The organism is Burkholderia sp. AU16741, assembly GCF_002223345.1.
Taxonomy (GTDB): domain Bacteria; phylum Pseudomonadota; class Gammaproteobacteria; order Burkholderiales; family Burkholderiaceae; genus Burkholderia; species Burkholderia sola.
The window spans coordinates 65719-87803 of sequence record NZ_NKEZ01000002.1 but is presented as its reverse complement, the minus strand read 5'-3'; the positions used below and the strand labels follow the sequence as shown (position 1 = coordinate 87803).

At 68.0% G+C, this 22085-nt stretch carries 17 protein-coding genes, 1 pseudogene and 1 riboswitch; of the genes and pseudogenes, 4 read left to right on the top strand and 14 right to left on the bottom strand.

The features are described from left to right. Positions 1 to 41 precede the first annotated feature (41 nt). From CFB89_RS01685 to CFB89_RS01640, 10 genes are all read right to left on the bottom strand, one after another. Entirely contained in the window at positions 42 to 317 is a 276-nt protein-coding gene (locus tag CFB89_RS01685; protein WP_011546610.1) for a lipid asymmetry maintenance protein MlaB, read from the bottom strand. Next, complete coding sequence (locus CFB89_RS01680; RefSeq protein ID WP_089466584.1) at positions 314 to 943, bottom strand: phospholipid-binding protein MlaC; 630 nt, start codon at positions 941 to 943, stop codon at positions 314 to 316. Before CFB89_RS01680 ends, CFB89_RS01685 begins: the two co-directional genes overlap by 4 nt. Before the next feature lie 111 nt (positions 944 to 1054). Continuing rightward, positions 1055 to 2017 (bottom strand): VacJ family lipoprotein, encoded by a 963-nt coding sequence (locus CFB89_RS01675; RefSeq protein ID WP_089466583.1) that lies wholly within the window; start codon positions 2015 to 2017, stop codon positions 1055 to 1057. Positions 2018 to 2047: 30 nt separating this feature from the next. Beyond that, a complete protein-coding gene (gene mlaD, locus CFB89_RS01670; RefSeq protein WP_089466493.1) occupies positions 2048 to 2608 on the bottom strand; it encodes an outer membrane lipid asymmetry maintenance protein MlaD in 561 nt (186 codons plus the stop codon). Between the two features lie 24 nt (positions 2609 to 2632). Beyond that, entirely contained in the window at positions 2633 to 3400 is a 768-nt protein-coding gene (mlaE, locus tag CFB89_RS01665) for a lipid asymmetry maintenance ABC transporter permease subunit MlaE (protein WP_089466492.1), read from the bottom strand. Continuing rightward, positions 3397 to 4218: an ABC transporter ATP-binding protein gene (locus tag CFB89_RS01660; protein ID WP_089466491.1), complete on the bottom strand. Its 822-nt coding sequence runs from the start codon at positions 4216 to 4218 to the stop codon at positions 3397 to 3399. Before CFB89_RS01660 ends, mlaE begins: the two co-directional genes overlap by 4 nt. An 84-nt stretch (positions 4219 to 4302) precedes the next feature. Next, complete coding sequence (thiE, locus tag CFB89_RS01655) at positions 4303 to 5427, bottom strand: thiamine phosphate synthase (protein WP_089466490.1); 1125 nt, start codon at positions 5425 to 5427, stop codon at positions 4303 to 4305. After that, positions 5424 to 6239 (bottom strand): thiazole synthase, encoded by an 816-nt coding sequence (locus tag CFB89_RS01650; protein ID WP_089466489.1) that lies wholly within the window; start codon positions 6237 to 6239, stop codon positions 5424 to 5426. The genes thiE and CFB89_RS01650 overlap by 4 nt, the downstream gene beginning before the upstream one ends. Before the next feature lie 38 nt (positions 6240 to 6277). Continuing rightward, complete coding sequence (gene thiS / locus CFB89_RS01645) at positions 6278 to 6475, bottom strand: sulfur carrier protein ThiS (RefSeq protein ID WP_027783340.1); 198 nt, start codon at positions 6473 to 6475, stop codon at positions 6278 to 6280. A gap of 32 nt (positions 6476 to 6507) precedes the next feature. Next, complete coding sequence (locus tag CFB89_RS01640) at positions 6508 to 7644, bottom strand: FAD-dependent oxidoreductase (protein WP_089466488.1); 1137 nt, start codon at positions 7642 to 7644, stop codon at positions 6508 to 6510. Positions 7645 to 7869: 225 nt separating this feature from the next. Then, a riboswitch (TPP riboswitch) is annotated at positions 7870 to 7993 on the bottom strand. Positions 7994 to 8263: 270 nt separating this feature from the next. Here CFB89_RS01640 and CFB89_RS01630 point away from each other — a divergent pair. The 4 genes from CFB89_RS01630 to CFB89_RS01615 all read left to right on the top strand — a co-directional run bounded on the left by CFB89_RS01630 (position 8264) and on the right by CFB89_RS01615 (position 13506). After that, complete coding sequence (locus tag CFB89_RS01630) at positions 8264 to 10033, top strand: ABC transporter ATP-binding protein/permease (RefSeq protein ID WP_089466487.1); 1770 nt, start codon at positions 8264 to 8266, stop codon at positions 10031 to 10033. Further along, positions 10030 to 10806: an SDR family oxidoreductase gene (locus tag CFB89_RS01625; protein WP_089466486.1), complete on the top strand. Its 777-nt coding sequence runs from the start codon at positions 10030 to 10032 to the stop codon at positions 10804 to 10806. Before CFB89_RS01630 ends, CFB89_RS01625 begins: the two co-directional genes overlap by 4 nt. A gap of 128 nt (positions 10807 to 10934) precedes the next feature. Beyond that, complete coding sequence (locus CFB89_RS01620; protein ID WP_089466485.1) at positions 10935 to 12197, top strand: MFS transporter; 1263 nt, start codon at positions 10935 to 10937, stop codon at positions 12195 to 12197. Between the two features lie 25 nt (positions 12198 to 12222). Further along, the gene (locus CFB89_RS01615) at positions 12223 to 13506 is read left to right on the top strand and encodes a D-amino acid dehydrogenase (RefSeq protein WP_089466484.1); all 1284 of its coding nucleotides are present in this window, start codon (positions 12223 to 12225) and stop codon (positions 13504 to 13506) included. A gap of 78 nt (positions 13507 to 13584) precedes the next feature. On the opposite strand, the pseudogene CFB89_RS35625 reads toward CFB89_RS01615, so the two are convergent. The 4 genes and pseudogenes from CFB89_RS35625 to CFB89_RS01595 form a co-directional block, all read right to left on the bottom strand. After that, positions 13585 to 13746, bottom strand: a pseudogene (locus tag CFB89_RS35625) (RNA 2',3'-cyclic phosphodiesterase); the annotation flags it as partial. 72 nt (positions 13747 to 13818) lie between these two features. Beyond that, positions 13819 to 15309, bottom strand: a complete 1491-nt coding sequence (locus CFB89_RS01605) for a sodium:alanine symporter family protein (protein WP_089466483.1) — start codon at positions 15307 to 15309, stop codon at positions 13819 to 13821. A 261-nt stretch (positions 15310 to 15570) separates the two neighbouring features. Further along, on the bottom strand, positions 15571 to 17037 hold the full coding sequence (locus tag CFB89_RS01600) for a glutamate synthase subunit beta (RefSeq protein WP_089466482.1): 1467 nt from the start codon (positions 17035 to 17037) through the stop codon (positions 15571 to 15573). 85 nt (positions 17038 to 17122) lie between these two features. Beyond that, on the bottom strand, positions 17123 to 21826 hold the full coding sequence (locus tag CFB89_RS01595) for a glutamate synthase-related protein (protein WP_089466481.1): 4704 nt from the start codon (positions 21824 to 21826) through the stop codon (positions 17123 to 17125). Positions 21827 to 22085 lie beyond the last annotated feature (259 nt).

The following is a 22085-nucleotide window of genomic DNA, read 5'->3' as shown; positions in this document are numbered from 1 at the left end:
TGCGCGCGCCGGCTGGCGCGGCAGACTTCGATCGGACAGGGTCAATGTCGGCCGGTGCCTTCGATGAGCGCGTCGACGCCGTAGGCGCGCGCGAGGCTGGCGAGCTTCGGAGGGAGATTGAGGATGTCGAGGGCCGCGCCGCGCGCTTGGGCGGCGCGTTGCCATGCGAGCAGCACGGCGAGCGCGGACGAGTCGAACTGCGTGAGCGCCGCGCAATCGACGGCGGTCGCACCCGCGCCGATGCGCGCAAGACCGTCAGCGAGCGCCGACTTCGCGCTCGCGACGGTCAGCGAGGAGCCGGCTTCGAAGCCGCTCACGACGCTTGCTTGCCGGAGGCAAGTTGCTGGTTACGCTGCGTCAGGAACTGGATCAGCCCTTCCACGCCGCTTTGCTGGATCTTCTCGTTGAACTGCTGCTGGTACGTCTGGATCAGCCACGCGCCGAGCACGTTCAGGTCATACACCTTCCAGCCGTTCGCCGTCTTGTACAGGCGGTAATCGATCTGGACCGGCTGGCCGTTGTTCATCGCGACAGTCTTGACCACGACGTCGGTGTCGGCCGGATCGGCGCGGAACGGCGGGTACTGGATCTGCTGGTCCGGCTTCAGCTGCGCGAGTGCGCCCGAATACGTGCGGATCAGCAGCAGCTTGAACTGCTCCTGAACCTGCTGTTGCTGCTCGGCCGTCGCCGTGCGCCAGTTGCGGCCCATCGCGAGCTGCGTGGTGCGACGGAAATCGGTGTACGGCAGGATGTCCTTGTTGACGATCGAGATGATGCGGTTGGTGTCGCCCTGCTTGATCGTCTGCTGCTTGACTTCGTCGAGCACCTGCTGCGTCGCCGTCTTGATCAGCGCCTGCGGGTTCGACTGGTCGACTTGCGCGTGAGCCGCGCCGCCGAACGAGAACAGCGCCGCGAAAACGGGGATCAGGAACAGTTTTTTCATCATAGTGGCCTGCATGAATGAGTCGATGCGAAGGTTGGAGCAGGTAGCTTACGCGCAAGTTCGCCTACGCTACCGACTGAATCGTTTCCGGCTGTAACGAATGTAAATCCGTCAGTGCAGCCGGATGCTCGGGAACCGGAGCCCGCCCGGCGACGGCGGCGCCACCTGCATCGCCGGCACGTTCGTCTCGCTGGCCGGATTCGGCGATTCGGCCGCACCCGAGGCCGGTGCAGCAACCGCCGCGCCCGATGCCGGCGCCGGCGCCGCGCCGCCCACCGCTGCCGCCCCCGCCGTACCGGCCGCGCCGGCTGCCGCCGGTGCCGCGCCGTCTTCCGGCAGGTCGTACTTCGGCAGCGCGTCGTTGCTCGACGTCACGGCAGCCTCGCCGCGCGCGTTGCTGATCAGCATCTGGCGACGCTGCAGGTACGCGTTGCGCACGAACGAATACTTGTCGAGCGCCGCGGCATCGAGCACGTCGCCCGCGCCGAGCAGGTTCGCACGCGTGTTGACCAGGTTCACGCCGAACAGGCCCCAGCTCAGGCCGTCCGGCTTCACGTAGGTGAGCGGGTTGCCGACGTAGTCGACGCCGAGGCCGGCCGTGTCGCGCAGCGTGCTCGGGCCAAGCAGCGGCAGCACGAGATACGGGCCCGACGGCATGCCATAGCGGCCCATCGTGATCCCGAAGTCGGCCGTGTGCTTCGGCAGCTTCGCGATCGTCGCGACGTCGAACAGGCCGCCGACGCCGAACACCGTGTTGATCACGACGCGCATGATGTCGCCGACGCCGTCCGCGATCCGCAGCTGCACGATGTTGTTCGCCGCGATGTAGACGTCGCCGATGTTCGAGAAGAAGTTCGTCACGCTGTCGCGCACCGGCTGCGGCACCACGTACTGGTAGCCCTTCGCGACCGGCTTCAGCGCGTACGTGTCGACGGTATCGTTGAACTTGTACATCGTCCGGTTGAAGCCTTCGAGCGGATCGCCCTTGGTCGGCGTCTGCACGGTCGCGCAGCCGCTCAACGCGGCGACCGCCGCCATCGCCAGCGCGGCGTGCCTGATGCGGATCGTGTGCATGGTCATTCCCTCTTATTTTCTCTCGTGTGGTTATTGGCCGGCCGAACCGGACACCGCCGACGCCGGCACCGCCACCGGCGCCGGTGCGGCGGGCGCGGCGGCCGATGCGGCCGCCGGCTTCGCACCGCCCGCATCGGCGGCCTTGCTGTACAGGAACTGGCCGATCAGGTTCTCGAGCACGATCGCCGATTGCGTCATCGTGATCGTATCGCCCGACTTCAGCATTTCGGTGTCGCCGCCCGGCTCGAGGCCGATATATTGCTCGCCGAGCAGGCCCGACGTCAGGATCTTCGCCGACGAATCCTTCGGGAACGGGTATTGGCCGTCGACGTCGATCGTGACGAGCGCCTGGTACGTGTTGGTATCGAAGCCGATCGACTTCACGCGGCCGACCACGACGCCCGCGCTCTTCACGGCCGCGCGCGGCTTCAACCCGCCGATATTGTCGAATTTCATCCTCACCGAGTAGGTCGGCTGAAACGACAGCGAACTCATGTTGCCGACCTTCAGCGCCAGGAACAGCACCGCAAGGAAGCCCACCACCACGAACAGGCCGACCCAGAAGTCGAGAGCAGTCTTTTTCATCGTCATCCCAAAATTTGGCTTGGCTGAGGCTTAGCTGAACATCAGCGCGGTCAGCAGGAAATCGAGGCCGAGTACGGCGAGCGACGCGAACACGACCGTCTTGGTGGTCGCGCGCGACACGCCTTCGGGCGTGGGCTTCGCTTCATACCCTTGAAACAGTGCAATGAAGGTCACGGCGAACCCGAACACGACGCTCTTGATCACGCCGTTGCCGACGTCGGCCCAGACCTGGACCCCGCCCTGCATCTGCGACCAGAACGCGCCCGGATCGACGCCGATCAGCACGACGCCGACGAAGTACCCGCCGAGCACGCCGACCGCGTTGAAGATCGCGGCCAAGAGCGGCATCGCGATGATGCCCGCCCACATGCGCGGCGCGATCACGTTCTTGATCGGGTCGACCGCCATCATCTCGAGCGCGGTGAGCTGCTCGCCGGCCTTCATCAGGCCGATCTCGGCCGTGAGCGACGTGCCCGCCCGGCCCGCGAACAGCAGCGCGGTGACGACCGGCCCGAGCTCGCGCACGAGCGACAGCGCGACCAGCAGGCCGAGCGCCTGCTCGGAACCGTAGCGGTTCAGCGTGTAGTACCCCTGCAGGCCGAGCACGAAGCCGACGAACAGCCCCGACACGGCGATGATCACGAACGAATAGTTGCCGAGGAAGTGGATCTGCTTCGTGACCAGCCGCGGCCGGCGCAGCAGCGGGAAGAATTCCAGCACGAGGCGCACGAACAGGCGCGTGCCGTAGCCCGCCCGTTCGAGGCCGCCGATGACGTAACGTCCGATCGCGCTGATCATGCGCGCCCTCCGCCGAGCCCGAAATCCGCTGCGAGCGGCGGGCTCGTGTAATGAAATTTGAACGGGCCGTCCGGCGCGCCGTCGATGAATTGCCGCACGCTCGGATCGGTCGACGCGCGCAGCTCGTCGGGCGTGCCCTGCGCGAGCACGCCGCCATTGGCCAGAAAATACACGTAGTCGGCGATCGCGAACGATTCCGGCACGTCGTGCGTGACGAGGATCGACGTCGCGCCGAGCGCCTCGTTCAGCGTGCGGATCAGGTTCGCGGTGATGCCGAGCGAGATCGGATCGAGGCCCGCGAACGGCTCGTCGTACATGATGAGCTGCGGATCGAGCGCGATCGCGCGGGCGAGCGCGATGCGGCGCGCCATCCCGCCCGACACCTCGGACGGCATCAGGTCGCGCGCACCGCGCAGCCCGACCGCGTTCAGCTTCATCAGCACCAGGTCGCGGACCAGGTCGTCGGGGAGGTCGGTATGTTCGCGCAGCGCGAATGCGACGTTCTCGAACACCGACATGTCGGTAAACAACGCGCCGAACTGGAACAGCATGCCCATCTTGCGGCGCAGCGCATACAGGCCGTCGCGCGTTTGCGCGCCGACGTCGGCGCCGTCGAACAGCACCTGGCCGCGATTCGCGCGCACGAGGCCGCCGATCAGGCGCAGCACGGTGGTCTTGCCGCAACCCGAGCCGCCCATGACCGCGACGACCTGCCCGCGCCCGAAGCGCAGGTTCAGGTTGGACAGGACGAGGCGGTCGCCGTAGCCAAAGTCGACGTCGCGAAGTTCCAGCAGGGTCTCGGTAGGAGTGGGGCTCACGGAGCTGACAGTCCTTTTACGCAGAACGCGGAATTATAGGGCCTGCATTGGAATGATGTCGTGACGGCGTTGCGGGCCCTGCGGTCAATGATTGTCAAATTGTCCGGCAAAGCACTGCTGCAGCGCAACAAGCGCCGTCCGATAGTCGGTCGCGCCGGTGACCGCGCTGACCACCGCGACGCTGCCGACGCCCGTCGCCAGCACGGCCGGCAGCGTGTCGAGCCCCACCCCGCCGATCGCGACGAGCGGCGCGCTCGCGCCGGCGACGCGCGCGTAGCGGGCCATCCGCGCGAGGCCCTGCGGCGGCGCGGCGACGGCCTTGGTGGCGGTCGCGTACACGGGGCCGAGTGCGAGATAGCTGGGCCGCTCGTGCAGCGCCCGCACCATCTCGTAATAACCGTGGCTCGAAAGTCCGAGCCGCAGGCCCGCGCGCGCGATCGCGGCCAGATCGGCCGTTTCGAGGTCCTCCTGCCCGAGATGCACGCCGTACGCGCCCTCTTCTGCAGCGATCTGCCAGTGATCGTTGATGAACACGCGCGCATCCGGATAGCGGCGCCCGGCGGCCACCGCGCGCGCGATTTCGTGGCGCAGCGCGTCCGGCGCCGCATCCTTCACGCGCAGTTGCACGGTTCGCGCGCCGCCGTCGAGCACGCGCTCGACCCATTCGGCGCTCGGCACGACCGGATAGAGGCCGAGCCGCGCGGGGCACGGCGCGAACGCGGGCTCCGGCGGGGGCGGCAGCCCGGCGACGCGCGGGAACCGCGCGGCATCGACCGGCCATGCGTCGGCGGCGCGCGTCTCGTCGCCGTCGCGCCACGCCAGCGCGAGCACCAGCGCGTCGACCGGCGCGAAGCCGCAATCGAGGAACGCGGCGAGCGCCGCGATCCAGTCGTCCGCGAGCGGATGCGCTGCGTCCAGTGCGTAACGCACGCCGGCCGCATGCAGCACGGCGCCCTGCTCGTCGAATTCGATCGCCACCGCGTCCGGCGACGCAGGCCGCGACACGGCCGACGCGCGCGCCTGCGCGGCACGATCGCCGGCCGATACGATCAGCACGTCGCCGTCGGCGGGCACGTCGGGCACCGCCACGCAGAGCCGCCACGGCGCCGCGCCATCCGGCCAGTCGCCGAGCCGCGCGCGAATCCGCTCGGCCGCTTCGGCCAGCTCGTCGGCCGGCGGCCAGAACGCGTCGGCGAAGCGCGCGCTCATGCGCCGCCCCCGTCCTGGTGCCAGAACGGCATCCCGACGACCGGCGTGCTCGCGTGCGCGGTTTCGCGCGCATCCATCGGGCCGGCGAGATACGCGGCTCGGCCGGCCTCGACGCCCTGCGCGAACGCGCGCGCCATGATTTCCGGGTGCGTGGCCTGCGACACGGCCGTGTTCAGCAACACGCCGTCGAAACCCCATTCCATCACCTGGCACGCGTGCGACGGCACGCCGAGCCCCGCGTCGACGATCAGCGGCACGTCAGGCAGCCGTTCGCGCAGCACGCGCAGCCCGTACGGGTTCACGACGCCCTTGCCGGTGCCGATTGGGGCGCCCCACGGCATCAGCGCCTCGCAGCCGACGTCGAGCAGGCGCCGGCCGATCACGAGATCCTCGGTGCAGTACGGCAGCACCTTGAAGCCATCCTTGACCAGTTGCGCGGCGGCTTCGATCAGCCCGACCGGATCGGGCTGCAGCGTGTAGTCGTCGCCGATCAGTTCGAGCTTGATCCAGTCGGTGTCGAATACTTCGCGCGCCATGTGCGCGGTGGTCACGGCTTCGGCGACGGTCTGGCAGCCCGCGGTGTTCGGCAGCAGCGGCACCGCGTGGCGCTTGAGCAGGTCGAAGAAGCCGGCTTCGGCCGTGCCGCCCGTCATCTGGCGGCGCAGCGCGACCGTCACCATCCCGGGGCGCGACGCCGCGATCGAATCGGACAGCGACTGCAGCGACGGATAGCGCGACGTGCCGAGCAGCACGCGGCTGGCGAAGGTTACGCCGTACAGCGTCAGCGCGTCGGCGGAGGAGTGGGACGTCATGTCGTTTTCCTGGAAGAGCGGGGACGAACCGGCGGCGCTCAGCCGCCCGCGACGGGATGCACGACGTCGAGCTTGTCGCCCGCCGCGAGCGCGCGCGCCGCATGCTGCGTGCGCGCGACGAAGTTGCCGTTCAGCGCCACCGCGTACGGCGGGCGCGCGCCGTACGCGGCCAGCGCATCGGCCACGGTCGCGCCGTCGGGCAACGTCAGGGTCTGTTGATTGATCTGGATATCCATGAGGCTGGGTCGGATTCGGTCGGCGGCGCGCGTCAGGCCGGCTGGCGCGCGTCGTCGCGGTGATGAAGCAGCGTCGGCCAGCGGGCGGCGTCGCGCCACGCGGCGAACGCGTCGGCGTCGCCGAGCTTGCCGCCGAGCGCGGCTTGCGCGAACGCGACGGCCGCGTGCGCGACTTCCGGCGCGATCATGAAGCCGTGCCGGTACAAACCGTTGACGGCGAGCGTCGATGCGCCGTCCCAGATCACCGCCGGGCGATGATCGGGCAGGGTCGGCCGGCACTGCGCGTTGAGTTCGAGGATGCGCGCCTCGCCGAACGCCGGATGCACGGAGAACGCCGCGCTCAGCAGTTCGAGCGCGGAGCGCACGCTGACGGGCGACATGTCCTCGCCCTCCACCTCGGTCGCGCCGATCACGTAGAGATCGTCCTGCTTCGGCGCGACGTACAGCGGGTAGCGCGGATGCAGCAGCCGCACGGGCCGGGTCAGCCCGATGCCGGGCGCGTGCACGCGCGCGACTTCGCCGCGGATGCCGCGCAGCGCGGGCAGCGCGGGTTTCGCGCCGAGCCCGCGGCAATCGATCGTGAAATGCGCGGCGGGCAGGTTCGCGTCGTCGACCGGCGCGTGCCAGTGCAGCGCGACACCGCGTTCGGCGAGGCCCGCCGCGAGCGCGCGCAGCGCCTGGCGATTGTCGAGCTGCCCTTCGCGCGGCAGCATCAGCCCGCGCGCGAAGCGGCCCGCGAGCGCGGGTTCGGCCGCATCGACCTGCGCGCCGGCGAGCGTCACGAAGCCGCCGTCGAACAGCTCGGCCGGCGCATTCGCGCGCACGCGCCGCTCGAACAGCGGCGCCTCCGCGCGGTCCGCGTGATGCCAGACGACGAGCGTGCCGTGCTGCTGGAAAAAAACGGGTTCGGGCAATTCCGCGAGCCACTGCGGCCAGCGCGCGAGCGACGCGACGCCGAGCTCGGTGATCAGCAGTTCCGCGCTCGCCGCTTCCGCGAGCGGCGCGAGCATCGCGGCCGCGATCCACGCGGCCGACTGCTCGCCGTCCGGGCCGCCGCGCTCGTAGAGCGCGACGCGATGCCCGTCGCCGGCGAGGCGCCACGCGATCAGACGGCCGACGAGGCCGCCGCCGAGCACCGCGAAATCGGGTCGTGCATCTCGGACGTTCATCGCGCGCCCTCCGCGCGGTCACGCGCGACGAACGCCGACGCGCACGCGCCGCCGCATGCGAACGCACGCGGCATCGGGGCGGGAGCCCTGCAAAAGACTGAAGATTGTGCGGCCATCATTCCTTCCGTAACGCGCAATGCGCGTACCCAAAAGGACGAAACCGGCAGCAAAGGCCGGCCGGGCGGGACTCGGGCGCTGACCATGTGGGATGGCGGCCAGCGCGGCCCGGCGGGATCAGAAACTTCCCTCGCCGGTATTACCCGGATCGGGTGCGAAGGGTCTTTCTCAGCCTCGCCGCGCTGCCCGGAACATCCGCCGGCCGCGCCACGAAGCACCCCTGTTTCGTCGTCGGCCATTAGACCATAAAAGCGGAAAGCGCCGCAAACTGTCCCCCTTGCGGCAAATTCGCCGGGCTGCCGCACCGCTCTGGCACAATGCCCGCAGGCCGGCCGCGCGAGCGGCCGGTTGCCGCGTCACCGCCGGTTTTTAAGTGCCGTTTAAGACGCACGGGCGACCATCCGGACGCCCGCCGTCAATCGGCGCCGCGCCCCGGCATGCCGTATCGCGGCGCGCGCCCGGTTTCGCCCGGCCCGCGCGCCGGCTCATCATCAGGAAGCACATGACCCAATCGATCGATCCCGTCCGCTCCGCCTCCGACGCGCCGCAGGACGAGCGCCCGGTATCCGCATGGAGCCTCATCAAGCCCTACTGGGTATCGTCCGAATGGAAAATCGCGTGGGGGTTGCTGGTCACGATCATCGCGATCAACCTCTGCGTGGTCTGGATCAACGTCCGGCTCAACAAATGGAACGCGCAGTTCTACAACGCGCTGCAGTCGAAGGACGTCCACGACTTCCCGAACCTGCTGATGCAATTCTCCGCGCTCGCCTTCGCGTTCATCATCCTCGCCGTGTACGGCCGCTACCTGCGGCAGATGCTCGGCTTCCGCTGGCGCCAGTGGCTCACCGACCGCTTCCTCGGCCAGTGGCTCGGCGATCGCGCGTTCTACCGGATCGAACGTGACCGTCTCGCCGACAACCCCGACCAGCGGATCACCGACGACCTCCAGTCGTTCGCGACCACGACGCTCGCGCTGTCGCTCGACCTGCTGTCGACGGTCGTCACGCTCGTGTCGTTCATCACGATCCTGTGGTCGCTCGCCGGCGCGCTGACGTTCACGCTCGGCGCGACGCCGATCGCGATTCCCGGCTACATGGTGTGGGCCGCCGCGCTGTACGCGGTGGTCGGCTCGCTGATCATCCAGAAGGTCGGCCATCCGCTCGTATCGATCAACTACCAGCAGCAGCGCGTCGAGGCCGATTTCCGCTTCGGGCTGATCCGCGTGCGCGAGAACGCCGAGCAGATCGCGTTCTACGACGGCGAGAAAACCGAGGCCGGCAACGCGCAGACTCTCTTCATGCGCATCCGCGACAACTGGTGGCGCGTGATGAAGTACACGAAGCGGCTCACGTTCGTGCTGAGCTTCTACGGGCAGATCGCGATCATCTTCCCGCTCGTCGTGGCCGCGCCGCGCTACTTTGCCGGCGCGTTCTCGTTCGGCGTGCTGATGCAGATCTCGTCCGCGTTCGGCACCGTCAGCGATTCGTTCTCGTGGTTCATCAACAGCTACTCGACCCTCGTCGAATGGCGCGCCACCGTCAACCGTCTGCGCGAATTCAAGCGCGTGATGGGCACGTCGCACCTGAAGGAAAGCCTGTCGCCCGCGACCGAGCACGGCGGCATCAACCTGCACTACGTCGACGCCGCGAAACTGTCCACGTCGTCGCTCAAGCTCGCGCTGCCGAACGGCAACGCGCTCGCGAACATCGGCGACGTCACGATCGAGCCCGGTTCGCGCTGGCTCGTGATCGGCAAGTCGGGTTCCGGCAAGAGCACGTTCATGCGCGCGCTCGCGGGCCTGTGGCCGTTCGGCGACGGCGCGATCGACGCGCCGGTCGGTGCACGCATGATGTTCGTGCCGCAAACCAGCTATTTGCCGATCGGCACGCTGAAGGCCGCGCTCACCTATCCGGCGACGCCCGACGCGTTCAGCGACGAAGCGTGCCGCGACGCGCTGCGCGCGTGCCGCCTCGAGGATTACGTCGGGCGTCTCGACGAGACCGGCCACTGGACCCGCGTGCTGTCGCCGGGCGAGCAGCAGCGTCTGGCCGGCGCGCGCGTGCTGCTGCACAAGCCGGACTTCCTGTTCCTCGACGAAGCGACCAGCGCGCTCGACGCCGACAACGAAGGGCGCCTCTATCACCTGTTCGCCGAACGGCTGCCGAAGGCCGCGATCGTCAGCATCGCGCACCGCGAATCGCTGGCCGCGTTCCACGTCGGCACGATCAACGTCGAACGCGTGAACGACGACGACAAGGTCGCCGCGTGAACCCACGCGCCGCGCACGTCGCGCGGATCGCGCTGATCACCGGCGCCGGTTCGGGGATCGGCGCGGCGCTCGCGCGGCGGCTCGCGGCGCCCGGCGTCGCGCTGGCGCTGCATGCGCGCGGCGCGGACGACGCGGCACGCGCGCGGCTCGCCGACGTCGCACAAGCGTGCACGGCTGCCGACGCGGAATGCCTGACGCTGACCGGCGATCTCGGCGAACCGGGTATTGCCGCCGAGATCGTCGATGCCGCCGCCGCCCGCTTCGGTGGGCTCGACCAGCTCGTCGCGAACGCCGGCTTCGCCGCGCGGCAATCCTTTTCCGACCTCTGCGCGGATGCGCTCGCATCCGCGTTCGCGGCGATGCCCGGTGCGTTCTCCGCACTCGCGGGCCGCGCGCGGCCGCTGCTCGAAGCATCGGCCGCACCGCGGATCGTCGCGGTCAGTTCGTTCGTCGCGCACCGTTATCGCGCCGATGCGCCGTTCGCGGCGACCGCCGCCGCGAAAGCCGCGCTCGAGTCGCTCGTGCGTAGCGCGGCCGCCGAATTCGCCGCGCACGGCATCACCGTCAACGCGGTCGCGCCGGGCTTCACGCGCAAGGACCACGGGCCGAGCGCCGGCAATGCCGCCGCGTGGGCGCAGGCCGAACAGGCGACGCCGCTCGGCCGGATCGCCGAACCCGACGACGTCGCCGCGCTGATCGCGTTCCTGCTGTCGGACGCGGCGCGGCAGATCACCGGCCAGGTCATCCACGTCGACGGCAGCCTGACGCTCTGATGCGTCTTTCCGCCTGCCTGCTTTCCCGCACGACCCTGCCTCCGCCTTTTTGGCGCGCCGGATCGCGCCCGTAAAATAACCGCGACGCGGCAGCGCGGCACGAGACAAGACGAGAGGGGGCGGCAAGCATGCAGGCATTCCAGTGGTTCAACGAATTGTCGACGCGCGAGCGCCGGACGCTGTACGCCGGCTTCGGCGGCTATGCGGTCGATGCGTTCGACTTCATGATCTATTCGTTCCTGATTCCGACGCTGATCGCCACCTGGGGCATGACGAAGAGCGAGGCCGGGATGATCGCGACCAGTTCGCTGATCTCGTCGGCGATCGGCGGCTGGGTCGCCGGCATCCTCGCCGACCGCTACGGCCGCGTGCGCGTGCTGCAGTGGACGATCGCGACGTTCGCGCTGTTCACGTGCCTGTCCGGCTTCACGCATTCGTTCTGGCAACTCCTGGCGACGCGCACGCTGCAGGGTTTCGGCTTCGGCGGCGAATGGTCGGTCGTGACGATCATGATGGCCGAGACGATCCGCTCGCCCGAGCATCGCGCGAAGGCCGTCGGCACCGTGCAGAGCAGTTGGTCGTTCGGCTGGGGCGCCGCCGCGATCCTCTACTGGGCGTTTTTCGCGCTGCTGCCCGAGCAGGCCGCGTGGCGCGCATGCTTCTGGATCGGCATCGTGCCCGCGCTGTGGATCCTCTACATCCGCCGCAACGTCAGCGATCCCGACATCTACACGGCCACGCGCCGCGCACGCGACGAAGGCCGCCTGTCGGGCCACTTCCTCGAAATCTTCTCGCCGCCGCACCTGCGCGCGACGCTGTTCGGCAGCGCGCTGTGCACCGGCATGCTCGGCGGCTACTACGCGATCACGACGTGGCTGCCCACCTATCTCAAAACCGTGCGCCACCTGTCGGTGTTCAACACGAGCGGTTATCTGGTCGTGCTGATCGTCGGTTCGTTCGTCGGCTACGTGGTCGGCGCGATCCTGTCCGACCGGCTCGGCCGCCGCGCATCCTTCATCCTGTTCGCGATCGGCTCGTTCTCGCTCGGCATGGCGTACACGATGCTGCCGATCACCGATACCGCGATGCTGCTGCTCGGCTTTCCGCTCGGCATCGTCGTGCAAGGGATCTTCGCGGGCGTCGGCGCGTATCTGTCGGAGCTGTATCCGGGTGCGATCCGCGGCTCGGGCCAGGGCTTCTGCTACAACCTCGGCCGCGGGCTCGGCTCGTTCTTCCCGATTCTCGTCGGCGCGCTGTCGCAATCGATGTCGCTCGTGAAGGCGATCGGCCTCGTCGCGGGCGGCGGCTACCTGCTCGTGATCGTCGCGGCGCTCGTGCTGCCGGAAACGCGCGGCAAGTCGCTCGCCGACGATCCGGCCGTCGCGTCGTGAGCCACCGCCTCGTTCCGGACTCCGCATGCACGTGATCGTTCTCGGCGCCGGCGTGATCGGCGTCACCACCGCCTGGCACCTGCGCGAAGCAGGCTGCGACGTCACCGTGATCGAACGCGAGGCCGACGTCGCGCAAGCGACGAGCCTCGGCAACGCGGGCGTGATCGCGCCCGGCTACGTGACGCCGTGGGCCGCGCCCGGGATGCCCGGCAAGATCCTCAAGTACCTGTTCAAGCCCGCGTCGCCGCTGATCTTCCGGCCGACGCTCGATGCCGCGCAGTGGCGCTGGATCGCGCGCTGGCTGCGCGAATGCGAATTCGAGCGGTTCCGCGTGAACAAGCAGCGGATGCAGCGCATCGCGTATTACAGCCGCGCGTGCCTGCATGCGTTTCGCGAGCGTTATCCCTTCGACTACGGCGCGAGCCGCGGCTACCTGCAACTGCTGCGCGGCGCGTTCGACGTCGAGATGGCGCAACCCGCGCTGAAGGTGCTGCGCGACGCCGGCATCGCGTTTCGCGAACTGGACGCGGCCAGCTGCACCGCGATCGAGCCGGGCCTGCGCTGGGCCAGGCAGGCCCCCGTCGGCGGCATCTACCTGCCCGACGACGAAGCCGGCGACTGCGCGCGCTTCACGCGTGAGTTGCGAGCGCTGTGCGAAGCGAACGGCGTGACGTTCCGGTTCCGCACCGCGATTCGGGCGCTCGATGTCGCGGGCGGCAAGGTGCGCGGCGTGCGGGTCGACTCGCTCGACGCAGGCGCGGCCGTTCAACGCGATGCGCGGCTCGCCGCCGACGCGATCGTCGTCGCGCTCGGCGTCGACAGCGCCGGCCTGCTCCGACCGCACGGCATCGACGTGCCGCTGTATCCGGTGAAGGGCTACTCGGCCACGCTCGCGGTCGTCGACGACGAAAAGGCGCCGTGCGCCGCGCTGATGGACGAATCGCTGAAGACCGCGATCACGCGCTTCGGCCCGACGCTGCGCGTCGCGGGCACCGCGGAGCTCGGCAACCGCCGCGCGACGCTGCGGCAACAGGCGCTCGACACGCTGATGAAGGTGCTCGACGACTGGTTCCCGCATGCGGCCGACCGCGCGTCCGCGCGCTTCTGGGTCGGGCGCCGGCCGATGACGCCCGACGGGCCGCCGCTGCTCGGCGCGAGCGGGATCGATGGCTTGTGGCTCAACGTCGGCCACGGCTCGACGGGCTGGGCGATGTCGATGGGGTCGGGAAAGGTGGTCGCGGATCTCGTCACCGGGCGCGTGCCGGAGATCGATCTGGCGGGGCTGACGCTCGCGCGCTACGACGGGTAGTGCAGCCGGCGGATCATACCGTCGATGCGATGCGCGGTCGCGACCGGCGACATGGCGCGCGGCCGTCGGCGCATGTCGCTACCGCGACGTTCGCCGGCCTTCGGTCGCGGCGATCGGCGCCGACACGATCGGCCGATGCGACACGCCCGCCTGCGACAGCCGGCTTTCGAACAGCGTCAGCGCTTCGATGCGCAGCTCGACGGGCCGCCCCGGCGCACCGCCGTGCGCCACGGGCGACCCACAACGCGTGCAGCGCGTCGCGCGACGCCGCATCGGGCATCAGCGCGACGAACGCACGGAGCCGGTCGCCGTTCATGACTCGCGCACCGTCACGCGCACTTCGGCCACCGCATCGGCCGACGCCTGACGCTGCGGCAGCGGACCGTGCTCGCCCCACACGTCGGCCGGCAGCACGCGCGCGAGCTCGGGGATCGTGTTGCGCGTGAACACCGGATCGGCGACGCCCGCCGCGCGCTGGCGGCGATAGTCGGCCCACGCGGCGTGCGCGTACTTGCCGAGCGCGAGAATCGCGATCAGGTTGAGGATCGCCATCAGCCCCATGCTCGTATCGGCCATCGCCCACACGAGCGGCAACTGCCCGACGCTGCCGAACATCACCATGCCGAGCACGGCAATACGGAACAGCGGCAGCACGCCGCGCCGCTTCGTGATGAATTCGACGTTGCCTTCCGCATACGCGTAGTTGCCGATCACCGACGAAAACGCGAGGAAGAAGATCGCGACGGCCATGTAGATGCCGCCCCAGCCGCCGACGTGGCTCGAGATCGCGCGTTGCGTGAGGGCCGCGCCTTCCATCCCGGTGCCGAGCGCGTACTCGCCCGACAGCAGGATCACGAACGCGGTCGCGCTGCAGATCACGATCGTATCGACGAACACGCCAAGCATCTGGATCAGCCCCTGCGTGACGGGGTGGCGCGTACTCGCGGTCGCGGCCGCGTTCGGCGCGCTGCCCATCCCCGCCTCGTTCGAGAACAGCCCGCGCTTCACGCCGATCGCGATCGCCTGGCTGACCGCATAGCCGGTCAGGTCGCCGGCCGCCTGCTCAAAACCGAACGCGCTCTTCACGATCAACGCGATCACGCCGGGCACCAGCGCGATGTGCGTCGCGACCGCGTAGACGGCGAGCGCGAGGTAGCCGATCGCCATCAGCGGCACGATCACCTGCGCGACCGTCGCGATGCGACGGATGCCGCCGAAGATGATCGGCGCGGAGAGCAGCACGAGACCGACACCGACCGTCTCGCGGCGCCAGCCGAACGACGTATGGAACGCGTCGGCGATCGCGTTGGCCTGCACCGCGTTGAACACGAAGCCGAACGCCAGGATCAGCGACAGCGAGAACAACACGCCGAAGCCGCGCGAGCGCAGGCCGGTCTGGATGTAGTACGCGGGGCCGCCGCGATAGCTGCCGTCCGCGTGCGACACCTTGAAGATCTGCGCGAGCGTCGCCTCGACGAACGCGGACGACATCCCGACGAGCGCGGTCATCCACATCCAGAAGATCGCGCCGGGGCCGCCGACCGTCAGCGCGACCGCGACACCGGCGATGTTGCCGGTGCCGACGCGGCTCGCGAGCCCGGTCGCGAACGCCTGGAACGACGAGATGCTGCCCGGTTCACCCTTGCTGCCCACCAGCTTCATGCTGAGGAACAGCGCCTTCAGCTGGATCATCCGGAACCGCAACGTGAACAACGCACCCGCGCCAAGCAGCAGCGCGATCAGCACGTAGTTCCACAATACGCCGTTGACGGCGTCGATCAGCCCATGCGCGAATGCTTCCATCCAGAGTCCTTGTCAATAGCGTCAGTCATGTCCGACGACCGCGAACGCGGCCCGAGGGGCGACATGATATGACAGTTTTCAAGGACTATTACAAAATGAAAGGCTGCGGGATCACGAAAAATCAGTGCCCGATGTGATCAGGTTAGGCGACGCTTGGCGGAATTGCAGGCGTCTGCGGCAACAGGCGGACGCGTCGGGCACAAAAAAACCGGGCGCCCTCTCGGACGCCCGGCTTCCATCGAAACCCGCTCGCGATTCAGCTCAGCGCGGCAGTTCCGAATGCCCCATCAAGTACGCATCGACCGAGCGCGCGCACTGGCGGCCTTCGCGGATCGCCCACACCACGAGCGACTGGCCGCGACGCATGTCGCCTGCCGCGAACACCTTGTCGACCGACGTGTAGTACGAACGATCGCCTTCGGTCGCCGCGCGTGCATTGCCGCGCGCATCCTTCGCGACGCCGAACGCGTCGAGCACCGGCGCGGCCGGCTGCGTGAAGCCCATCGCGAGCAGCACGAGATCGACCTTCATCTCGAACTCGGAACCCGGCACTTCCTGCATCTTGCCGTCCTTCCACTCGACGCGCACCGCAATCAGCTTCTCGACCTTGCCGTTCTTGCCTTCGAGACGCTTCGTCGCGACCGCCCAATCACGCTCGCAGCCTTCGTCGTGCGACGACGACGTGCGCAGCTTGATCGGCCAGTACGGCCACACGAGCGGCTTGTTTTCCTCTTCCGGCGGCTGCGGCAGCAGCTCGAACTGCGTAACCTGCTTCGCGCCATGACGGTTCGACGTGCCGACACAGTCCGAACCCGTATCGCCGCCGCCGATCACGATCACGTGCTTGCCCTTCGCGAGCAGCTGGTCGACGAGCTTGTCGCCCGCGTTCACGCGGTTCTGCTGCGGCAGAAAGTCCATCGCGAAATGAACGCCCGCGAGCTCGCGGCCCGGCACCGGCAGGTCGCGCGGCGTTTCCGAACCGCCGGCGATCACGACCGCGTCGAATTCTTCCTTCAGCGTGTCCGGCGAAATGGTTTCCTTCGCGAGGCTGCCGATCGACTCGGGCAGCGGATCCTTGCCGATGAACACGCTGGTGCGGAACGTCACGCCTTCCGCCTCCATCTGCCGCATGCGGCGATCGATCAGCCACTTCTCGAGCTTGAAGTCGGGAATCCCGTAACGCAGCAGGCCGCCGATGCGGTCGTTCTTCTCGAACACCGTCACGTCGTGGCCCGCACGCGCGAGCTGCTGCGCGGCGGCAAGGCCCGCGGGGCCCGAACCGACGACCGCGACCTTCTTGCCGGTCTTGTGCTCGGCCGGCAGCGGCTTCACCCAGCCTTCCGCCCAGGCCTTGTCGATGATCGCGTGCTCGATCGACTTGATGCCGACCGGGTCGTCGTTGATCCCGAGCGTGCACGCTGCCTCGCACGGCGCCGGGCAGATGCGGCCCGTGAACTCGGGGAAGTTGTTGGTCGAATGCAGGACTTCGATCGCCTGCTGCCAGTCCTGGCGGTAAACGAGATCGTTGAAGTCCGGGATGATGTTGTTGACCGGGCAGCCGTTGTTGCAGAACGGGATGCCGCAATCCATGCAGCGCGCGCCCTGGATCTTCGCGTCCGCGTCGGTCAGTGCCGCGACGAATTCCTTGTAGTGCTTCACGCGCGTGAGCGGTGCTTCGTACGCCTCGTGGCGGCGTTCGAACTCCAGAAAACCGGTTGCCTTGCCCATAAGGTGCTCTTCTGTTCGGTGTATCGGGTGGGGGAGCCGCGCGCGGCCGTCAGGCGCGCGCGGCATTCGCTATGTCGTTCGTCGCTCAGGCGGCCAGCACTTCCTTCGCCGCCTTCTTCGCACCGATCTCGCCCAGCGCGCGCTTGTATTCGTGCGGGAACACCTTCACGAACTGGCGGCGCGCCGCGTCCCAGTTTTCCAGCAGCGACTTCGCGCGCGGCGAACCCGTGAACTGGAAATGACGCTCGACGAGCCCCTTGAGCAGCGCTTCGTCCGTCGTGCCTTCGTGCCAGAGCGCGCGGTCGACCGTGCGCTCCTGCTCGGCCTGCTGCAGCACCGGCTCGAGCGCGACCATCGACTTGTTGCACTTCGCCGCGAACGTGCCTTCCGGATCGTAGATGTACGCGAGACCGCCCGACATGCCGGCCGCGAAGTTGCGCCCGGTCTCGCCGAGCACGACGACCGTGCCGCCCGTCATGTATTCGCAGCCGTGGTCGCCCGTGCCTTCGACGACCGCCGTCGCGCCCGAGTTGCGCACGCAGAAGCGCTCGCCGGCCACGCCGCGGAAGAAGGCCTCGCCTTCGATCGCGCCGTACATCACCGTGTTGCCGCAAATGATGTTTTCCTCGGACTTGCCGCGGAAGTCGTTGGTCGGGCGGATGATGATCCGGCCGCCCGACAGCCCCTTGCCGACGTAGTCGTTGCCGTCGCCGACGAGGTCGAGCGTCACGCCCTTCGCGAGGAACGCGCCGAAGCTCTGGCCGGCCGTGCCCTTCAACTGGATGTGCACCGCGTCGTCGGCCAGGCCGTCGTGGCCATGCTTCTTCGCGATCACGCCCGACAGCATCGCGCCGACCGTCCGGTTCACGTTGCGCACCGGCTGGATGAACGACACATGCTCGCCGTTCTCGATCGCGGCCTTCGCCTTCTCGATCAGCACGTGGTCGAGCGCGCGCTCGAGGCCGTGATCCTGCACGTCGACGTGACGCGGCGCGACGTCCTCGCATTCTTCCGGCTGGTAGAACACGCGCGAGAAGTCGAGACCCTTCGCCTTCCAGTGCTCGATGCCCTTGCGCGTGTCGAGCAGGTCGGCGCGGCCGATCAGGTCGTCGAACTTCGCGATGCCGAGCTGCGCCATGATTTCCCGCACTTCCTCGGCGACGAAGAAGAAGTAGTTCACGACGTGCTCGGGCTGGCCCTTGAACTTCGCACGCAGCACCGGATCCTGCGTCGCGACGCCGACCGGGCACGTGTTCAGGTGGCACTTGCGCATCATGATGCAGCCTTCGACGACGAGCGGCGCCGTCGCGAAGCCGAATTCGTCCGCGCCGAGCAGCGCGCCGATCACGACGTCGCGGCCCGTTTTCATCTGGCCGTCGGCCTGCACGCGGATACGGCCGCGCAGGCGGTTCAGCACCAGCGTCTGCTGCGTTTCGGCGAGGCCCAGCTCCCACGGCGTGCCCGCATGCTTGACCGACGACAGCGGCGACGCGCCCGTACCGCCGTCATGGCCGGCGATCACGACGTGATCGGCCTTCGCCTTCGCGACCCCGGCCGCGACCGTGCCCACGCCCACTTCCGACACGAGCTTCACGGAGATGCTCGCGCTCGGGTTCACGTTCTTCAGGTCGTGGATCAGTTGCGCCAGATCCTCGATCGAGTAGATGTCGTGGTGCGGCGGCGGCGAGATCAGGCCGACGCCCGGCACCGAGTAACGCAGCTTGCCGATGTATTCCGACACCTTGTGGCCCGGCAACTGGCCGCCTTCGCCCGGCTTCGCGCCCTGCGCCATCTTGATCTGGATCTGGTCGGCCGATGCCAGGTACTCGGCGGTGACGCCGAAGCGGCCCGACGCGACCTGCTTGATCTTCGAGCGCAGCGAATCGCCGTCCTTCAGCGGAATGTCGCTGACGATCTCGTCGCCGATCACCGACTTCAACGTCTCGCCCGACTTGATCGGAATGCCGCGCAGCTCGTTGCGGTAACGCTTCTGGTCCTCGCCGCCTTCGCCGGTGTTCGACTTGCCGCCGATCCGGTTCATCGCGACCGCGAGCGTCGCGTGCGCTTCGGTGCTGATCGAGCCGAGCGACATCGCGCCCGTCGCGAAGCGCTTGACGATCTCCTTCGCCGGCTCGACGTCGTCGATCGGGATCGCCTTGGTCGGCTCGACCTTGAACTCGAACAGCCCGCGGAACGTCATGTGACGCTTGGTCTGGTCGTTGATCAGGTGCGCGTATTCCTTGTACGTCTGGTACGAGTTGCTGCGCGTCGCGTGCTGCAGCTTCGCGATCGAATCCGGCGTCCACATGTGGTCCTCGCCGCGCACGCGATACGCGTACTCGCCGCCCGCGTCGAGCATGTCGCGCAGGACCGGGCTGTCGCCGAACGCATCGCGGTGCAGGCGAATCGCCTCTTCCGCGACTTCGAACAGGCCGATGCCGCCGACCTTCGACGCCGTGCCCTTGAAGTACTTCTCGACGAGGTCGCTCGACAGGCCGAGCGCTTCGAAGATCTGCGCGCCCGTGTACGACATGTACGTCGAGATGCCCATCTTCGACATCACCTTCTGCAGGCCCTTGCCGACCGCCTTCGTGAAGTTGTAGATGGCCTTCTCCGGCGACAGGTCGCCCGGCAGGCCTTCGGCCATCTTCGCGAGCGTTTCCATCGCGAGGTACGGGTGCACGGCTTCCGCGCCGTAGCCCGCGAGCAGCGCGAAGTGGTGCGTCTCACGCGCGGAGCCCGTCTCGACGACGAGGCCCGTGCTCGTGCGCAGCCCTTGCTGGACGAGGTGCGTGTGGATCGCCGACGTGGCGAGCAGCGCGGGAATCGCGACGTGCTCGGCGTCCGTCTTGCGATCCGACACGATCAGCATGTTGTAGCCCGACTTCACCGCGTCGACGGCTTCCGCGCACAGCGACGCGAGACGCGCCTCGATGCCTTCCTTGCCCCAGGCGACCGGATAGCAGATGTTCAGCTCGTATGCGCTGAACTTGCCGCCCGTGTACTGGTCGATCGCGCGGATCTTCGCGATGTCCTTGAAGTCGAGCACCGGCTGCGACACTTCGAGACGCATCGGCGGGTTGATGTTGTTCGTGTCGAGCAGGTTCGGCTTCGGGCCGATGAACGACACGAGCGACATCACCATGTTCTCGCGGATCGGGTCGATCGGCGGGTTCGTGACCTGCGCGAACAGCTGCTTGAAGTAGTGATAGAGCGTCTTGTTCTTGTTCGACATCACCGCCAGCGGCGAGTCGTTGCCCATCGAGCCGACGGCTTCCTCGCCCTGCTGCGCCATCGGCGCCATCAGGAACTTCAGGTCTTCCTGCGTATAGCCGAACGCCTGCTGGCGGTCGAGCAGCGCGGCGCCCTGCGTGCGGCCGGCCGCGACTTCCTCGGCCTTCGGCTCGATCTCGTCGAGCTTGATGCGCACCGCGTCGATCCAGCTCTTGTACGGCTTCGCGTTCGCGAGGTTGTCCTTCAGTTCCTTGTCGTCGATGATGCGGCCGTGTTCCATGTCGATCAGGAACATCTTGCCCGGCTGCAGGCGCCACTTCTTGACGATCTTCGATTCGGGAATCGGCAGCGTGCCGGCTTCCGACGCCATGATGACGAGGTCGTCGTCGGTCACGATGTAGCGCGCCGGGCGCAGGCCGTTACGGTCGAGCGTCGCGCCGATCTGGCGGCCGTCGGTGAACGCGATCGCGGCCGGGCCGTCCCACGGCTCCATCATCGCGGCGTGATATTCGTAGAACGCGCGGCGGTTCTCGTCCATCAGCGTGTGCTGCTCCCACGCTTCCGGGATCATCATCATCACCGCGTGCACGAGCGGGTAGCCGGCCATCACCAGCAGTTCGAGACAGTTGTCGAACGATGCGGTATCCGACTGGCCCGGATAGATCAGCGGCCACAGCTTCGGCAGATCGTCGGCGAGCACGTGCGACGCGATCGCGCCGGTACGCGCGTTCAGCCAGTTCACGTTGCCCTTCACGGTGTTGATCTCGCCGTTGTGCGCGATCATCCGGTACGGGTGAGCCAGTTCCCACGCCGGGAACGTGTTGGTCGAGAAGCGCTGGTGCACGAGCGCGAGCGCCGACACGACGCGCGGATCCTGCAGGTCGCGGTAGTACACGCCGACCTGGCCCGCGAGCAGCAGCCCCTTGTAGACGATCGTGCGCGCCGACATCGACGGCACGAAGTATTCCTTGCCGTGCTTGAGCTTCAGCGCCTGGATGCGGTGGCTCGCGGTCTTGCGGATCACGTACAGCTTCCGCTCGAGCGCGTCCGTGACCATGATGTCCTTGCCGCGGCCGATGAAGATCTGGCGGATCAGCGGCTCGCTGGCCTTGACCGTCGGCGAGATCGGCATCGCATGGTCGACCGGCACGTCGCGCCAGCCGAGCACGACCTGGCCTTCGGCCTTCACCGTACGCTCGAGCTCCTGCTCGCACGCGAGACGCGATGCGTTCTCCTTCGGCAGGAAGATCATCCCCACCCCGTATTCGCCGGCCGGCGGCAGGTCCACGCCCTGCTTCGCCATTTCCTCGCGATAGAACGCGTCCGGAATCTGGATCAGGATGCCCGCGCCGTCGCCCATCAGCGGATCGGCGCCCACCGCGCCGCGGTGATCGAGATTCTCGAGGATCTTCAGACCCTGCTGGATGATCTCGTGGCTCTTCTTGCCCTTGATGTGAACGACGAAGCCGACGCCGCAGGCGTCGTGTTCGTTTTGCGGGTCGTACAGACCTTGTGCGGCGGGCACCGCGGCGAGCGGCTGCTGGTGGTCGTTCATGGGGACACCGTCGTAAAGGGGGCCTGGAGGCCGTTGAACCGTTTTCTTGTTGCCATCGATCCCGCTCCCGGCGGGAGACGGCGCGGCCGACCGTGGTTGGGCAAGCTTCGCCCGGGCCACCGGAATTCGGAATATACGCGACGAATCAAGGGAATAGCAACAAAAACCGCTTGATCGAACCCCATTTAAGCGAATGCCTTGATGTAGTGCCTTTTTATTGGGGGTGTATCATTTTGGTGCAAAAAGAAACGGCGCCCGG

Bases quoted from the DNA above. Each gene is read 5' to 3' on its own strand.
- CFB89_RS01630 (WP_089466487.1), top strand. From the start codon at position 8,264: ATGACCCAATCGATCGATCCCGTCCGCTCCGCCTCCGACGCGCCGCAG.
- CFB89_RS01595 (WP_089466481.1), bottom strand. From the start codon at position 21,826: ATGAACGACCACCAGCAGCCGCTCGCCGCGGTGCCCGCCGCACAAGGT.
- thiS (WP_027783340.1), bottom strand. From the start codon at position 6,475: ATGGATATCCAGATCAATCAACAGACCCTGACGTTGCCCGACGGCGCG.
- CFB89_RS01640 (WP_089466488.1), bottom strand. From the start codon at position 7,644: ATGAACGTCCGAGATGCACGACCCGATTTCGCGGTGCTCGGCGGCGGC.
- CFB89_RS01650 (WP_089466489.1), bottom strand. From the start codon at position 6,239: ATGACGTCCCACTCCTCCGCCGACGCGCTGACGCTGTACGGCGTAACC.
- CFB89_RS01680 (WP_089466584.1), bottom strand. From the start codon at position 943: ATGAAAAAACTGTTCCTGATCCCCGTTTTCGCGGCGCTGTTCTCGTTC.
- CFB89_RS01620 (WP_089466485.1), top strand. From the start codon at position 10,935: ATGCAGGCATTCCAGTGGTTCAACGAATTGTCGACGCGCGAGCGCCGG.
- CFB89_RS01605 (WP_089466483.1), bottom strand. From the start codon at position 15,309: ATGGAAGCATTCGCGCATGGGCTGATCGACGCCGTCAACGGCGTATTG.
- thiE (WP_089466490.1), bottom strand. From the start codon at position 5,427: ATGAGCGCGCGCTTCGCCGACGCGTTCTGGCCGCCGGCCGACGAGCTG.
- CFB89_RS01675 (WP_089466583.1), bottom strand. From the start codon at position 2,017: ATGCACACGATCCGCATCAGGCACGCCGCGCTGGCGATGGCGGCGGTC.
- CFB89_RS01615 (WP_089466484.1), top strand. From the start codon at position 12,223: ATGCACGTGATCGTTCTCGGCGCCGGCGTGATCGGCGTCACCACCGCC.
- mlaD (WP_089466493.1), bottom strand. From the start codon at position 2,608: ATGACGATGAAAAAGACTGCTCTCGACTTCTGGGTCGGCCTGTTCGTG.
- mlaE (WP_089466492.1), bottom strand. From the start codon at position 3,400: ATGATCAGCGCGATCGGACGTTACGTCATCGGCGGCCTCGAACGGGCG.
- CFB89_RS01600 (WP_089466482.1), bottom strand. From the start codon at position 17,037: ATGGGCAAGGCAACCGGTTTTCTGGAGTTCGAACGCCGCCACGAGGCG.